Here is a 15,020-nt window from a genome sequence, read left to right as displayed (position 1 = left end):
CCGGAATCCGGACGCCGGGGGCGGTCAATGAGTTTGACGAAAAGGGCCTGGCCACTCGCACATCATGCGAGTGGCCAGGCCCTTCGTGTGAGATACGGCTCAGCCGTTCTCGTTCCGCTTCGTATCAGCCGTTCTTGGCGCGCGAGGCGGAGCGGCCGCGCTCCTTCTGGTCCAGGACGACCTTGCGGATGCGGACGGCCTCCGGGGTCACCTCGACGCACTCGTCATCGCGGCAGAACTCCAGGGACTGCTCCAGGGAGAGCTTGCGCGGCGGGACGATCGCCTCGAAGGAGTCGGCGGAGGAGGAGCGCATGTTGGTGAGCTTCTTCTCCTTCGTGATGTTCACGTCCATGTCGTCGGAGCGCGAGTTCTCGCCGACGATCATGCCCTCGTACACCTCGGTGCCGGGGTCGGTGAACAGGACGCCGCGCTCCTGGAGGTTGGTCATCGCGAAGGCGGTGACCGCGCCGGCGCGGTCGGCGACCAGCGAGCCGTTGTTACGGGTCGTCAGGGTGCCGAACCACGGCTCGTGGCCCTCGTGGATCGAGTGGGCGATGCCCGTGCCGCGGGTGTTGGTCAGGAACTCCGTACGGAAGCCGATGAGGCCGCGGGACGGGACGACGAACTCCATGCGGACCCAGCCGGAGCCGTGGTTCGACATGTTGTCCATGCGGCCCTTGCGGACGCCCATGAGCTGGGTGACGGCGCCCATGTGCTCCTCGGGCACGTCGACCGTGAGGCGCTCGACGGGCTCGTGGATCTTGCCGTCGACCTCCTTGGTGACGACCTGCGGCTTGCCGATGGTCAGCTCGAAGCCCTCGCGGCGCATCTGCTCGACCAGGATGGCCAGCGCGAGCTCGCCGCGGCCCTGGACCTCCCAGGCGTCGGGGCGCTCGGTGTCGAGGACGCGGAGCGAGACGTTGCCGACCAGCTCGCGGTCGAGGCGGTCCTTCACCTGGCGGGCGGTGACCTTGCGGTCCTTCACGGCGGCCTTGGCCTCCGCGCCCTTGCCGGTGCCGCCGCGGCCGACGAGCGGCGAGGTGTTGGTGCCGATGGTCATGGAGATGGCCGGCTGGTCGACCGTGATCAGCGGCAGCGCGATCGGGTTCTCCGGGTCGGCCAGCGTCTCGCCGATCATGATCTCGGGGATGCCGGCGACGGCGCAGATGTCACCGGGGCCCGCCACCTCGGCCGGCTTGCGGGTGAGCGCCTCGGTCATCATCAGCTCGGTGATGCGGACGTTGGAGATCGTGCCGTCGCGCTTGATCCAGGCGACCGTCTGGCCCTTGCGCAGCTCGCCCTGCTCGACGCGGAGCAGCGCGATGCGGCCGAGGAAGTTGTCGGCGTCCAGGTTGGTGACGTGGGCCTGGAGCGGGGCCTCCTCGTCGTACACCGGGGCCGGGACGTGCTCCAGGATGGTGGAGAAGAACGGCTCCAGGTTGGTGGAGTCCGCCGGGACGGTGCCGTCCTCCGGCTTGGTCAGCGAGGCGATGCCGTCACGGCCGCAGGCGTAGACGATCGGGAACTCGATCTGGTCCTCGTCGGCGTCCAGGTCCAGGAAGAGGTCGTAGGTCTCGTTGACGACCTCGTCGATCCGGGAGTCCGGGCGGTCCGTCTTGTTGATGCAGAGGATGACCGGCTTGCGCTGCTGGAGGGCCTTGCGGAGCACGAAGCGGGTCTGCGGGAGCGGACCCTCGGAGGCGTCCACCAGGAGGACGACCGCGTCCACCATCGACAGGCCGCGCTCGACCTCGCCGCCGAAGTCGGCGTGGCCGGGGGTGTCGATGATGTTGATCGTGATCGGGGCCCCGCCGTCCTTGGGGTGGTACTTCACCGCCGTGTTCTTGGCGAGGATCGTGATGCCCTTCTCACGCTCCAGGTCGTTCGAGTCCATCATGCGGTCGTCGAGCTGCTGGTGGGCGGCGAAGGCACCGGCCTGCTTGAGCATGGCGTCGACGATGGTCGTCTTGCCGTGGTCGACGTGGGCGACGATGGCGACGTTACGGATGTCGTGGCGCGTGGGCATGGGTGGCTTGCGCTTCTCTCGGATCGTGGGAATCGGCGTCAGTTCCTCTTACGCCCGCCGGGCGGACGCGCCACGGCTACGTCCCATGGTACGGGGCCGTGGTGCAAGGGGCTTCCCCGGACCGATCCGAGAAGGTCTAATAGGGGGGTTTGCCAGGGTGTGGGGAGAGCGGAGCAGCCGGGTCAAGGGGCCGACGCGATCCTGCCCGCCGGGGGCTCCGGCGGGCAAGGAACTTGAGCTGCTTCTGAGGTTGTGACCTGTGTTTTCAGTCGCGTGAACGGTTATCCTTGGCGGTTTCGGTCTTCTTGAAACCGATGTCCTGGTACCGGGGGGCGGCGAAGCCCCAGGCCCCGGCGTTGACCACGTCCTTCCGGGCCGCGACCAGCTGCGGGCGCTGGTAGAGCGGGAGGGAGCCGGCCGCGGCCCAGATCCGGGCGTCGGCCTGCCGGACCAGCTCGTTCGCCTCCTCCTCGTCGAGGGTGCCGGCCGCCTGGTCGAAGAGCTGGTCGATGCGGTCGGTGCCGACCCGCGAGTAGTTCTGCTCGACCAGCAGCGAGCCGTCCGAGGCGGGCTCGGGCTTGGCGAAGATCGGGCGGGCGTCGGTCGCCGGGTAGGCGGAGGCGGGCCAGGAGTAGAGCGCCAGGTCGTACGCCCCCGAGGCGATGTGGTCCTTGAAGAAGGACTCGTCGGGGACCTTCACGACCTGGGTGCGGATGCCGACCGCGTCGAGCATCCGGACGATCTTGTCGCCGACCGCGCGCAGCGTCTCCGACCCCGGCCCGGAGGGCATCACGAAGCGGAGGCTGAGCGGCTTGCCGTCCTTGCCGAGGGCCTGGGAGGCACCGGAGGCGGCGGCCGGGGCGGCGCTGCCGAGCGGGGCGTAGGCCCCGGCGACGCCCTTGTCCGGCTTGGGGGCCAGCTCGGGCCGGTCGGCGGCCTGGACGGCGCGGGCGCCGGCCGGGGTGTCGAGGGACTCGGCGCGGGTCAGCAGGGCGGCGCTCTCCAGGGCGGCGGCGGGGGCCGGAGCGAGCACCCGGGTGCTGCTCTCGGGGCCGCCGGGACCGACGAGGGGGGCGAGGCGGGCGTCGGCGCGCGCCGCGCGGGGGGCCGCCTCGCCGGGCTTGTCGTCGCCGACGATGTAGAGGCCCTCGTCGGAGGCGGTGTCGTCGGCCTTCGCCTTGCCCTCGCCGGCCGCCCCGGCCTCCTTGGCGTCGCTCTTCTCCTCCTTCCCGGCCTTCTCGCCCTTCTCCGTCTTCTCGGCCTTCTCGCTCTTCTCGGCCTTCTTCGTGTCCGCCTCGGAGCCGGCCTTGGTGCCCGCCGGGTCCTTGCCCGCGCCGCCGGGGACCCAGCCCGCGGCGGTGAGGAGGGCCCGCGCCTCCTGGGTGTCCTGGCCGCCGAGGGCGTCGCTGCCGTCGGCGTAGGCGGGCTGGCCGGACAGGGCGAGGTGGCTGCCGGGCGGGTCGGCGGGCAGGCCCAGCGGCTTGAGGACGGACTCGGCGAGCTCGCGGCGGTCGATGGCGCGGGCGACCGCGCGCCGGACCCGCTCGTCGGCGAGCGGCCCGGACTCGCCGTTCAGGGAGAGCTGGGTGTAGGCGGGCTCCAGGGACTTGCGGACCACGTACCCGGCGAGGGTGTCCTGGGCCTTGGCGTAGCGGGCGACGGCGGCCTTGTTCTCGGCGCGGGCGGCCCGGACCTCCTCGGCCGCCTCCTCGTCCTCGCCGTGGGCGAGCGCCCAGGACTTGAGGGCCTTGCCGGGGGTGATCGCGGAGCCGGGGCCGTGGAGGGCGGCGGCCTGGGCGCCGCCGCGGCCGGCCGCGGCGTCCTTGAGGGCCAGGGAGATCCGCTCGGCGGTGGGGCGGTCGATGTCGGCCAGGTCGAGCCGGCCGTCGGCGAGGGCGTCGGCGCGGTCGGAGCGGGGCACGGCCCGCAGGACGAGGCTGTCGAGCTTGGCCGGTCTGCCCCACCAGCGGGGGTTGCGGGTCAGGGTGAGGTCGCCGGCCTTGCGGTCCACCGCGCCCGGCCGGAACGGTCCCGCGGTGACCTTGAGGGCGGTCCGCGCGCCTTCGTTGAAGGAGTTCGGGGACCCCATCACCTGCTTCGGGTAGAGGGGGGTGAAGAGCGAGCGCCAGTCGGCGTAGGGCTTGGCGAAGGTGACCCGTACCTCCAGGTCGTTCGCGCCCTTCTCGATCTTCTCGATCCGCTCGTAGCCGGAGTTGCGGGCGGTCCAGTAGGCGGTGTCGCGGCCGCTGAGGGCGCGCCACTGGGCGACGAAGTCGGGGGCGCCGATCTCGCGGCCGTCGCTCCACACGGCCTGCTGGTTGAGCTTGTAGAGCACGACCTGCCGGGGCTCGGTCTCGACGACCTCGGCGGACTCCAGGTAGTCGGGGTTGCGCTGGGGGCGGCCGTTCCCGTCGAGGGTGTAGAGGGCGGGCAGGACCGCGCCCGCGATCCGGCTGGTGGTGGCGTCGGCGTCGGCCTGGAAGGTGTTGAGGGTGGCGGGCAGGCCGTCCACCGCCCAGCGCAGGGTGCCGCCGTCGCCGACCATGCCGCGCGCGGTGGGGGCGTCGTCGCCGGCGGCGGCCGGGCCGGTCGCGGTGTCCTCGGAGCTGCACCCCGCGAGGACCGTGACGGCGAGGACCGCACTGGTGAGCGCGGCGACGGAGCGGAGCGTGCGGGCGCGGGGGCTCCTGGACCACGTCCCGCTGGGGGCGCCGATCTGGGACATGACTGTGACCCCTTCGTCCGGATTCATACCGTTTTCACACCGAGCGGGAGATGATCAGATCTCCCGCTCATCCACTGAACGGCACGGCACCGGACGTGCCCCGGCCGACACGGCGGCGCCCCCGGCAAACCCACCCGTGCGGCCCAACCCGGGGCAGCCGGAGCTCCGGTCGTACGGTCGCGGGGGCGCGGATCCGTACATAGCCTCCGTTCTGTGACCCGAACAGTCATCCGAGCGGTCTTCCGGGCGGTCGCGGTCGTCGGGGTCCTGCTCGCGGCGCTGGTGGCGGGAGGCATCGGCGCGGCCGGGGCCCGCGCCGACGGCCCCGTGGTCCTCCCCTCCGACGGGCAGGTCCTCGACCGGGTCGGCGCGCTGCGCGCCCGGCGTCCCGAGGTCGCCGACGCCCTCGACCGGCTCCTCGTCGCGCGGGGGGTCCGGCTCTTCGTGGTCTACGTACGGGACTTCTCCGGCCGCTCCGCGCGGGCCTGGGCCGACGCGACCGCCGAACGGAACGGGCTCGGCCGCGACGACGTGCTGCTCGCCGTCGCCACCCACGACCGGCGGTACGGCTGGGCCGCCGCGCCCGGCGGACCGCTGGCCCGGGAGGCGCTGGACGAGGTGGCGCGGACCGCGGTCGCACCCGCGCTGCGGCACCACGACTGGGCGGGCGCGGCGATCGGCGCGGCCGGCGGCTGCGGCGCCGTCCTCGCCGGCCGGCCCGTGCCCGTCCCGGAGATCACCCCGGGACCGGCCGACCCGGGCGGCCCCCGCGCCTCCTCCGCGAGCGACCTGGTCCTGCCGGTCGCGGTGGTCGGCGGCGCCGTGGCGATCGGCGCGTACTCCTGGTTCCGGCGCCGCCGCCGGGCCGCGACCCGCACCACACCCGGCGGCGACGGGCCGGACCGGGCCCGGCCCGCGGCGGATCCGGAGGACCGCTGAGCCGGGGGCTCCCCCGGTCAGGACATCCGGGTCGGAACATCCGGGTCAGAACATGCTGAGGAGCTGGTCCACGGTGGGTTCGGCGGCGCCGTCCGCGCCGGGCAGGGCCAGTTCGAACCAGACGGTCTTGCCGCGCGGGGTGCGGCGCGCGCCCCAGGACGAGGAGAGCAGGCCGACGAGCTGGAGGCCGCGGCCGCCCTCGTCGGTGTCCTTGGCGCGGCGGCGGCGCGGCTGGACGAGCCCGGCGTCCCAGACCTCGCAGACGAGGGTGCGCTCGCGCAGCAGCCGGAGCCTGATCTCGCCCTCGCCGTACCGCAGGGCGTTGGTGACGAGTTCGCTGACGAGGAGTTCGACGGTGTCGACGAGGGCGTCGAGCCCCCAGGCGGTGAGCTGGGTGCGGGCGAGCTCCCGGGCGCGGCCGACCGAGCGGGGCTCGCGGAGCAGCGTCCAGTCCCCCACGGCCTCGGCGGGCAGGCCCTGGATGCGGGCCATCAGGAGGGCGATGTCGTCCTCGCCGTGGCCGGTGTCGAGGGTGGTGAGGACCCGGTCGCAGACGTCCTCCAGCGGCCGGTCCCGGTCGGCGAGGGCCCGCCGGAAGGCGCTGAGGCCCTCGTCGAGGGGGAGGTCGCGGGATTCGACGAGGCCGTCGGTGTAGAGGGCGAGGAGGGCGCCCTCGGCGAGTTCGACCTCGACCTCCTCGAAGGGCTCGCCGCCGACGCCCAGCGGCATGCCGGGCGGCACGTCGAGGAGGCGGGCCGGCTCGCCGGGTTCGACGAGGACCGGCGGGAGGTGGCCGGCGTTGGCGAACGTACAGCGCCGGGTGACCGGGTCGTAGACGGCGTAGACGCAGGTGGCGAGGTAGACCTCGGCGAGTTCGGGGCCCCGGTTCTTGTGGGCGCGGGACTGCTGGGCGCCGATGGGGGCGCCGAGGCCGCGGGCGATCTCGTCGAGGTGGGAGAGGACCTCGGCGGGTTCGAGGTCGAGCTGGGCGAGGGTGCGGACGGCGGTGCGCAGTTCGCCCATGGCGACGGCGGCGCGCAGGCCGCGGCCCATGACGTCGCCGATGACGAGGGCGGTGCGGTGGCCGGGGAGTTCGATGACGTCGAACCAGTCGCCGCCGACCTCGGCGGCGTCGGTGCCGGGGAGGTAGCGGCAGGCGATGTCCAGGCCGGCGGCCTCGGGGTCGCCGGGCGGGAGCAGGCTGCGCTGGAGGATGAGGGCCCGCTCGTGCTCGCGGCGGTAGAGGCGGGCGTTGTCGATGCAGACGGCGGCGCGGGCGGCGAGTTCGACGGCGAGGGCCCGGTCGCGGTCGCCGAAGGGCTCGCTGCCCTTGGTGCGGGAGAACCGGGCGAGGCCGACGACGGTGTCGTGGGCGGTCATCGGGACGACCAGGGTGGAGTGGACGGGGCCGCCGTCGGTGCCGGGCACGGTCCGGACCCGGCCGGTGCGCAGCGCCCCGGCGCAGGGCGAGTTGAAGGGGTAGCGGTGGACGGCGCCGACCTCGATGGGGGCGGGGCCGCCGGGGTCGCCTGCCTGGCCGTGGCAGGCGTCGGTCCGCAGCGGGGTGTCGGAGACGGCGGAGGCGAAGGCGACCCGGCGCAGTTCGGCGCTGCCCGCCCCGTGGCCGATGTCGTGGGAGCTGCCCCAGCGGCCGGGTGGGGCCTCGTCGCCGGTGAGGAGGCTCTGGTAGAGGTCCACGGAGGCGAGGTCGCAGAAGCCGGGGACGGCGACGTCGAGGAGTTCGCGGGCGGTGGCCTCCAGGTCGAGGGAGTTCCCTATGCGGGCTCCGGCCTCGTTGAGGAGGGCGAGGTTGCGGCGGGCGCTGGCGGCCTCGCGGGCGGCGTTCTGCCGACGGGTGACGTCGACGCCGAGTCCGGCGACGCCGATCGGGCGGCCGGAGCCGCCGTGCACGCGGTAGAGGTTGACGGACCAGCTGCGGCGGATCCGGGCGCCGGGGGCGGCGCCGGTGATCCGCAGGTCGTTGACGGACTCCCCGGTGTCCAGGACGCGGCGCAGGGCGGTGGTCATCCGGTCGGCCTCGGGCTTGGCGAGGTAGTCGTGGACGGTACGGCCCCGGTGGTCGTCGGCGGCGCCGCCGAAGACGGAGGCGAAGCGCTGGTTGGCCCGTCTGACGGTGAGGTCGGTGTCGAAGAGGAGGAAGCCGAAGGGGGATTGGCCGAAAATCGCCTGGGAGGCGGCGAGGTCGGTCTCGATCCGGCGGAGCGCGCGGACGTCGACGACGATGCAGAGGGCGGCCCGTTCGCCGGTCTCCGTCTCGGTCGGCATCACGTACATCTCGGCGAGGCCGTGCGGCCGCTCCCGGCCGGGCGCGCCCGGCTCGTCGGGGGTGCCGGGGATGCGGAAGGGGACGAGGCCGGTCCATTCCCGGCCGTCGAGGATCTCCGCGACCCGGCGGTGGCCGCGAGCGCGCAGCTCGGGGGGCATGAACGCCTCGACGGGGTCCTTGCCGCGGGCCTCGTGGGCGGGGACGCCGAAGAGGTCGGCGGCCCGGCGGCTCCACCGGTCGACGCGTCCGTCGGGCCCGAGGGAGAAGGAGGCGACCCGGATGTAGTCGTAGATCGAGCCGGGCGGGCTGCTCTGCCACACGACGCCGCCCGTCGTCTCGGATATCTCGCTCACGCGACCGTCCCCTCCAGCTCACCGCACCGGACCGGCCATGCCCGCAGTATTCAGCACGCGGGCCTCCGGCGGCACGACGTCCACGATCACAGGGTGGTCTCGGTCGGCTCGTGACCCGCTCCCGTGATCGTCGTCCCTCTCTCTTTACTCACCAGGGAGAGCCAGCTCGAACCATACGGTTTTTCCCGTGCCTCCCTGACGGGTCCCCCAGCGGCGGGCGGAGCAGGCCACCAGGCCCAGTCCCCGGCCGCCCTCGTCGTCGGGTCCGGCGGGCCGTTCGGTGGGCGGATCCGGAAGCGGATCGGAGACCTCCACCAGCAGGGCGGAGTGGCGCGGGGGGTCGGCGGCGGCGCCGTCGGACCACAGGACGCGCACGCCGATGGGGCCGGAGGCGTACCGCAGCGAGTTGGTGACCAGCTCGCTGACCAGCAGGACGGCCATGTCCCCGACGGCCGTGTCGACTTCCCAGGAGCGGAGCGTCTCGCGCACGGCGTGGCGTGCGGTGCGCACCGCGTCGGCCTCCGCCGGGAAGTTCCACTCGGCGCGGACGCCGTCGGTGTCGATCACACGCGATCACTTCCCCAGCCGTGCCTCGGCAGGGTCCCCGGCCGGAAGAGGACGAGCCCCTTCCGGGGGACCAATGGGGACATACCCGAAATTCGGTGCGAAATATCCACCCTGGGGGCGGAGACGGGCGCACGGTGGCACGAACGGCGTAGGACCTCAGCCGCGCGGCGTCCCGGGGAGCGCGCCGGGGAGCCTGAGCGCCGCCTCCGCGACGGCCGGGCGGTCCTGGTCCAGCCAGTCCACGGAGTCCAGTTCGGCACGGGCGAGCCAGCGCAGCGCGTCGTGGTCCTCCAGCGGACGGGGCTCGCCGGAGAGCAGCCGGGCGGTCCACACCCACAGGACGTAACCGGGCTTGAGGGGCCATGCGCCCGGGAGCCGCTCGCCCGGCTCGGCCTCCACGCCGAGCTCCTCGCGCAACTCGCGCACCAGGGCGTCCTCGGGGCGCTCGCCGGGCTCGACCTTGCCGCCGGGCAGCTCCCAGCGGCCGGCGAGGTCGGCGGGGGCGCTGCGGCGGGCGGCGAGCAGCCGTCCCCGGTCGAGGAGGGCGGCCGCGACGACGAGCACGGTGCCGTTCCCGCGCTCGGATCCGGCATCGCGCTGTCCGGAGGCGTTCCCGTACGGCCCGGGGGCGTTCTCACTCATGGGCCGAGCCTAAGCCCCCTGTCCGGTCCGTCCCGCCGCGTGCCCCGAGGGGGCGTCAGGCGGTGGGGGTGACGCGCTCGACCCAGTAGAGCTGGCGGTGGCCCCGGTCGTCGAGGGTGTCCGCGATCTTCTGGGCCTCGTCCTGCGTCGCGTACCGCCCCACCCGGTAGCGGTTGCCGTTGTCGTCCTGCCGGATCACGAGCCACGGGAGGACGGGGCCTGCGTCGGTCATCGGGCTGCTCCCTCCGCCGGACCGTGCGTCGTCATGGAACTCCGGGAAACCTCAATCCGCATATGCCTGAGCTTACGCCTGACCTTCACACAGCGGATACGGGTTTTCACCAAGAGGCACGGATCGGCCGGGAAACGACGGAAGGCGACCGAAGGTCACATGCCGGACGCCGCACGGGAGAACGGCGGGCACCGGCATGGGGACGGGCCCGCCACGAGGGCGGACCCGGGGGCGCGCGGCGGGGCGCACGGAAAGCGGCGGACGGAAGACAACGGGCGGAAGGCGGCGCGCGGAAGGCGGCGGGCGCCTGACGGCGTGTCGGCCCCGCGCCGGTCTCAGCGGACCGGGAGGTGGTACGAGAGGCGGTAGCGGTCGGCGGGGACGACGAGGTCGGCGGTCTCGACGGCCCGGCCGGAGGCGTAGAAGGTGCGCTCGACGGCCAGCACCACGTGGCCGGGGACGCCGCCGAGGACGAGCAGCTCCTCCGCGAGGCCGGGGCGGGCGCCGACCTCCTCCACCACGTTGTCCACGACGACGTCGATCGCGGCCATCCGCTCGACCACGCCGCAGCCGCCGAGCGGCCCCTCCTCGGGGAGCATGACGGGGGTGCGGCCGGTGACCGCGAGCGGCTCCCAGGAGGTGGCGATCATCATGGCCTCGCCGCCGTCCCGGTAGACGTACCGGGTGCGCATGACGCGGTCGCCGGGCTCGATGCCGAGCCGGGCGGCGGTCTCCCGGCCGGCCTCCTCCTGCTCGCTGTTCGCCTCCCAGGTGCCGCGCGCGCCCTCGGCGGCCTGCTCCTGCCGGAAGGGGGTGGCGCCGGTGGCGGGGCGGTAGCCGGAGCGGGCGACGGCGCGGGGCACCGGCCGCTCCCGCACATAGGTCCCGGAGCCGGAGCGGCCCTCGACGAGCCCCTCGGCCATGAGCACCTTGCGGGCCTCCAGCGCGACGGTGTCCGACACCCCGTACTCCTCGCGGATGCGTGCCTGCGAGGGGAGGCGGGTATGCGGAGGGAGCGAGCCGTTCGCGATCTTCTCTCGCAGATCGCTCGCCACCCTCAGATAGGCGGGCTGCTCACCGAACGTCACTGGACACTCCCCTCAGGTTGACGGACAGCTACAGCCTGGCAACCGAATGTCGCCATCCGCAAGCATGGGCCAAAGTTTCACTCGATGTGATGACGGCGGGGCCGGCGGGGAATGGCGGAGATTCGACGGCGCGCGACCCCTTGACCCGCATTGGTCTGGACCAATACCTTCCTGCCTGCACGCCCCGCTCGGCGCACCCCGCACACCCCGCACCGCCCGCTCCGCGCACCCCGCACACCTCCGCCCCGCGCACCCCCGCACTCCCCCTCGCACGCTCCCTCCCGCCCCGCACAGGAACGAGCCCATGCGTCCCAGAGTCCTCAGCAAGCCCGTCCTCGCCACCGCCGCGGCCACCGCCCTCGGCCTCCTCGCCACCCTGGCCCCCACGGCCGACGCCCACCAGCGGCCCGACCACCGGCCGCCGGCCGCGAAGCACGACCTCAAGCGGGTCGGCTACTTCACCCAGTGGGGCATCTACGGCCGGAACTTCCAGGTCAAGGACCTGGACACCAGCGGCACCGCGGCGAAGCTCAGCCACATCAACTACGCCTTCGGCATCGTCGACAAGGCCGGCAAGTGCGTCATCGGCCCGGTCCCCGGCTCCGACCCGTGGGCCGACTACGTCCGCCCGGTCGACGCCGCCACCTCCGTCGACGGCAAGGCCGACACCGACGGCCAGCGCCTCGCCGGAAACTTCAACGAGCTGCGCGAGCTGAAGGCCAAGCACCCGAACCTCAAGGTCATGATCTCGCTGGGCGGCTGGAGCGGATCGGCGTACTTCTCCGACGCCGTGCGCACCCCCGCCTCCCGCAAGGCCCTGGTCTCCTCCTGCATCGACCTCTACATCAAGGGCAACCTCCCGGTGGACGGCGCCCGGGGCGGCGCCGGAGCCGCCGCCGGCCTCTTCGACGGCATCGACCTCGACTGGGAGTGGCCCGGCTCCGAGGGCAACGAGGGCAACGTCATCCGGCCCGAGGACAAGGTCAACTTCACCGCCCTGGTCCGCGAGTTCCGCACCCAGCTCGACGCCTACGGCCGCTCGCTGCCCAAGAAGCAGCGCAAGCACTACGAGCTGAGCGCGTACGTGCCCACCGCCCCCGCCAAGATCGACGCGGGCTTCGAGGTCGCCAAGATCATGCGGGACTTCGACTTCGTGAACCTCCAGGGCTACGACTTCCACGTCTCCGGCGAGAAGACCACCGGCCAGCAGTCCGCGCTCTTCGCCAAGGACGACTGGAGCGTCGAGGGCACCGTCAGGGCGTGGCTGCGGCGCGGCGCCCCGGCGAACAAGCTCGTGGTCGGCATGCCCTTCTACGGGCAGGGCTGGACCGGCGTGACCGGCGGCGGCGACGGCCTCGGGCAGCCCGCCGCGGGCCCCGCCCCGGCGACCTGGGCGCCCGGCTCCGAGGACTACAAGGAGCTCAAGAAGCTGGCGGCGTCGGGGGCGTACAAGATCTACCGGGGTCCGGGGAACGGCAACGCCTGGCTGTTCGACGGCACCACCCTGTGGACCTACGACGACCCGGCGGTGCTGCGCACCAAGGCGGCCTGGGCCCGGCAGCGCGGTCTGGCCGGCGCCATGATCTGGTCGCTGGACGGCGACACCCCCGACGGCGAGCTGATCAGCGCCATCGACCGCGGCCTCACCCGCCGCTGACACACCCCCCACTCCCCCGCGTCCCGCCCCGCCGGACGGGGCCCGGGGGCGCGGACCTGCCGCCGGCGCGGCGGGCCGGGGCGCGGAACGGCGGCTGGTCACGGGCCGCCGACCCCCGCCCGGCACCGCCTCACGGCGCCGGAAGCGGTCCGCACCGACGGGGCCGGGACTCTCGCGCGGAGACCCGGCCCCGTCTCCCTTTCCCGCGCCGGGCGGCCGGACGTCTCCTCGTCCCGCGCCCGGCGGCCCGGGTCAGACGGCGCCGCGGCCGGCGTCGGTCTCCCGGGGCGTGTCCGTCAGGCCGAGCGCCCCGCGCACCTCCGCGCTGCCGTCCTCCGGCAGCAGCTCCCAGGCCCGGTCGTAGGCGGCCCAGAACGCGTCGGCGTCGGGCGCGGTGGCCAGCTCCTCCCACTGCTTCGACGCCTTGTCGAGCCCGGCCAGGTAGGCGGTGAGCGGCGTCCGGGCCTCCTGCGGCCAGTCGCGGGCGCGCAGTCCCCGGCGCGCGGCGTCGATCGCCTCCCGGACGTCGCCGGCCCAGGCGGTGTTGGCCCGGAAGTCCTCCTCGGCGTCCGCCTCCGGCTCCTCGTAGACGGCGTCCTCGACGGGGTTCACCTGGAGGAGGAAGGCGGACTGGTCGGCGGTGAGCGTGCCGCGGTCGGAGCGCAGCGTGCCCCTGACCGGCTTCTCCATGCCGAGCGCGCAGACGATGCGCCGCTCGCCGTCCCGCCAGGAGGCCCGGTCGGGGAAGTAGTGCAGGCTGCCGGAGTCGGCGGGCAGCGCCCAGGTGTCCAGCGCGTACCCCGCGACCATGCTCGCGCAGCGGTCCTCGCCCAGTGCCGTGAGCTTCTTCTCACCGGGCCAGGCGTCGTAGCCGGTGACCCGGACGTGACCGGCGATCTCGCCGTCGTGCGCGTCCGCGCAGTCGACGACCCGCACGCCGATGATGTACTCGCCCTCCTCGGCGTCGTCCCGGAAGCACTCCCCGGTCTTCATGTCGATCGGCGAGCTGGAGGAGGCGGCGTCCCGCATCCCCTCGCCGAACGACCGCACGGCGTCCTGGACCTGACCGGTGATCAGGCCGATGACGACCAGCAGGGTGCTGATCGTGGAGAGCGCGATCCCGGCGACGGCGAGCCCCTTGCCGTTCTGCCCGCGCTTCTTGATCTGCGGCAGCGCGCACAGGCCGAGGACGAGGCCGAGCGGCGGCAGGCAGCAGACGATGCCGGAGACGAGGGAGCCGACGGCGAGGCCGTTGGTGGTGGGCCGGGGCTGCCCGTAGGGACCGTAGGGGCCGTACAGACCGGGCACGCCCGCGTACGGCATCCCCGGCGAGGTGTACGGGCCGGGGGCCGCGTACGGGCCCGGCGCCGGGTACGGACCGGCCGGGGGCGCCGGAGGTCCGGCGGGAACGGCCGGTGGGACGGGCGGCGCCGGGGCCGGGCTCCCCTGCTCCGGGTCGGCGCGCGGCGGCTCGGACGGCGGGATCGGCGGGGTCGGCTCCACGAGTACGGTGCTCCTGAGGGGCGGCGGCGAACAGACGATCGGGCGCGCGCATCGTACGTGTTGCGGATGTCCGCCCGCCGGGCCGGGGTGCGGGCGGACAGGGGAGCGGGCCCGTCTCCGATCCCCCTGGAGACGGGCCCGCCGGTCGCGGCCGGACGGCCGGACGATCAGAACTCGTCGGCGCCGTTGCGCAGTTCGTACGTCCAGTAGCCCGTCTTGGCGGCGGCGTCGGTGACGGCCAGGCCGCCCGCCGGGGTCTTGACGGTGACGGTGCCCTCGGCCGGGCCGTCGGCGGCGAAGAGGTTCACGCCGAACTCCTGGACCACCTTGTTGTCCTCGTGGACGCCGCCCTGGGAGACCCGCACGTTGGCGTAGGCGGAGGCGCCCGCGTCCAGGACGATCGGGATGCCCGGGTTGCTCTTGGCGACCGGCGGGACGTCCTTCGCGGTCTGGAGCTGGCCGAAGGAGATCAGCGGGTACTTGAGGAGGGTGCAGGTGCGGCCGGAGGTGTTGGTGGCGGTGAGGACGATGTGCTCGGTGGGCACCTCGTCGGCCTTCTCCATGGTGACCTTGACGTCGCCGTAGGCACAGGCCTTGGCCTTGGCCTTGGTGCCGGAGGAGGACGGGCCCGAGTCCGTGCCCGTCTTCGCCTTCGTCTTCGTGCCGGTGGTGCCGGTGGAACCGGTGCTGCCGGTGGAGCCCGTGGTGTCGGAGGAACCGGTGGAGCCGGTGGAGCCGGTCTCCGCCTCGCCCGCCGGGGCCTCGCCGGTGGTCTGCGGGGCGGTGGTCTGCTGCGCGGGCTTCGCCGCTCCGGCGTCCTTCACCGCGTCGCCGCCGCCGCAGGCGGTGAGGCCGAGCGAGGCGACGGCGACGGCGGCGAGCAGGGCGGCGCGGGTGGCGGCGGTCTTCTTGTGGAGCGTGCGCATGGCGGTGGTCCCCCGAGGTGCGGTGCGGTCGGTGTTGTATCCAGTCTCCGGAGGGCCACTGCCGTGCCGCTGCTG

11 protein-coding genes are annotated in these 15,020 nt (G+C 73.9%); 2 read left to right on the top strand and 9 right to left on the bottom strand.

The annotated features are described in order from the left end of the window. Positions 1 to 124 precede the first annotated feature (124 nt). Together typA and IE219_RS06765 are read right to left on the bottom strand one after the other, a co-directional pair. Positions 125 to 2,026 carry a translational GTPase TypA gene (gene typA, locus IE219_RS06770; protein ID WP_189975642.1) on the bottom strand — a complete coding sequence of 634 codons (1,902 nt, stop codon included), beginning with the start codon at positions 2,024 to 2,026 and terminating at the stop codon, positions 125 to 127. A gap of 265 nt (positions 2,027 to 2,291) precedes the next feature. Then, positions 2,292 to 4,751 (bottom strand): ABC transporter family substrate-binding protein, encoded by a 2,460-nt coding sequence (locus tag IE219_RS06765; RefSeq protein WP_189975641.1) that lies wholly within the window; start codon positions 4,749 to 4,751, stop codon positions 2,292 to 2,294. A 213-nt stretch (positions 4,752 to 4,964) separates the two neighbouring features. On the opposite strand from IE219_RS06765, the gene IE219_RS06760 reads away from it, so the two are divergent. Further along, positions 4,965 to 5,690 (top strand): TPM domain-containing protein, encoded by a 726-nt coding sequence (locus IE219_RS06760; RefSeq protein WP_229849632.1) that lies wholly within the window; start codon positions 4,965 to 4,967, stop codon positions 5,688 to 5,690. Positions 5,691 to 5,735: 45 nt separating this feature from the next. Here the strand turns inward: IE219_RS06760 and IE219_RS06755 are convergent, their stop codons facing one another. The 5 genes from IE219_RS06755 to IE219_RS06735 all read right to left on the bottom strand — a co-directional run bounded on the left by IE219_RS06755 (position 5,736) and on the right by IE219_RS06735 (position 10,859). Beyond that, on the bottom strand, positions 5,736 to 8,330 hold the full coding sequence (locus IE219_RS06755; protein ID WP_189975640.1) for a SpoIIE family protein phosphatase: 2,595 nt from the start codon (positions 8,328 to 8,330) through the stop codon (positions 5,736 to 5,738). Between the two features lie 144 nt (positions 8,331 to 8,474). Further along, positions 8,475 to 8,897: an ATP-binding protein gene (locus tag IE219_RS06750; RefSeq protein ID WP_189975639.1), complete on the bottom strand. Its 423-nt coding sequence runs from the start codon at positions 8,895 to 8,897 to the stop codon at positions 8,475 to 8,477. Between the two features lie 156 nt (positions 8,898 to 9,053). After that, the gene (locus IE219_RS06745; RefSeq protein ID WP_189975638.1) at positions 9,054 to 9,539 is read right to left on the bottom strand and encodes a (deoxy)nucleoside triphosphate pyrophosphohydrolase; all 486 of its coding nucleotides are present in this window, start codon (positions 9,537 to 9,539) and stop codon (positions 9,054 to 9,056) included. A 55-nt stretch (positions 9,540 to 9,594) separates the two neighbouring features. Then, entirely contained in the window at positions 9,595 to 9,771 is a 177-nt protein-coding gene (locus IE219_RS06740) for an SPOR domain-containing protein (protein WP_189975637.1), read from the bottom strand. 335 nt (positions 9,772 to 10,106) lie between these two features. Further along, positions 10,107 to 10,859 (bottom strand): GntR family transcriptional regulator, encoded by a 753-nt coding sequence (locus tag IE219_RS06735; protein ID WP_189975636.1) that lies wholly within the window; start codon positions 10,857 to 10,859, stop codon positions 10,107 to 10,109. 304 nt (positions 10,860 to 11,163) lie between these two features. Between IE219_RS06735 and IE219_RS06730 the strand changes: the two genes are divergently transcribed. Next, complete coding sequence (locus IE219_RS06730; RefSeq protein WP_189975635.1) at positions 11,164 to 12,516, top strand: glycoside hydrolase family 18 protein; 1,353 nt, start codon at positions 11,164 to 11,166, stop codon at positions 12,514 to 12,516. Between the two features lie 252 nt (positions 12,517 to 12,768). On the opposite strand, the gene IE219_RS06725 is transcribed toward IE219_RS06730, so the two are convergent. Together IE219_RS06725 and IE219_RS06720 are read right to left on the bottom strand one after the other, a co-directional pair. Beyond that, positions 12,769 to 14,019, bottom strand: a complete 1,251-nt coding sequence (locus IE219_RS06725; RefSeq protein ID WP_189975634.1) for a DUF4190 domain-containing protein — start codon at positions 14,017 to 14,019, stop codon at positions 12,769 to 12,771. A gap of 167 nt (positions 14,020 to 14,186) precedes the next feature. Beyond that, positions 14,187 to 14,945 (bottom strand): DUF4232 domain-containing protein, encoded by a 759-nt coding sequence (locus IE219_RS06720; RefSeq protein ID WP_189975633.1) that lies wholly within the window; start codon positions 14,943 to 14,945, stop codon positions 14,187 to 14,189. Positions 14,946 to 15,020 lie beyond the last annotated feature (75 nt).

The sequence above is a fragment of the Streptomyces termitum genome, from assembly GCF_014650175.1.
Taxonomy (GTDB): Bacteria; Actinomycetota; Actinomycetes; order Streptomycetales; family Streptomycetaceae; genus Streptomyces; species Streptomyces termitum.
Note: the sequence above shows the minus strand (reverse complement) of the source record. Positions and strands in the feature narration are given on the sequence as shown.

What these genes read in the sequence shown, in the direction of transcription:
- typA (WP_189975642.1), bottom strand. Translation starts at nt 2,026, where the DNA reads ATGCCCACGCGCCACGACATCCGTAACGTCGCCATCGTCGCCCACGTC.
- IE219_RS06765 (WP_189975641.1), bottom strand. Translation starts at nt 4,751, where the DNA reads ATGTCCCAGATCGGCGCCCCCAGCGGGACGTGGTCCAGGAGCCCCCGC.
- IE219_RS06745 (WP_189975638.1), bottom strand. Translation starts at nt 9,539, where the DNA reads ATGAGTGAGAACGCCCCCGGGCCGTACGGGAACGCCTCCGGACAGCGC.
- IE219_RS06740 (WP_189975637.1), bottom strand. Translation starts at nt 9,771, where the DNA reads ATGACCGACGCAGGCCCCGTCCTCCCGTGGCTCGTGATCCGGCAGGAC.
- IE219_RS06730 (WP_189975635.1), top strand. Translation starts at nt 11,164, where the DNA reads ATGCGTCCCAGAGTCCTCAGCAAGCCCGTCCTCGCCACCGCCGCGGCC.
- IE219_RS06720 (WP_189975633.1), bottom strand. Translation starts at nt 14,945, where the DNA reads ATGCGCACGCTCCACAAGAAGACCGCCGCCACCCGCGCCGCCCTGCTC.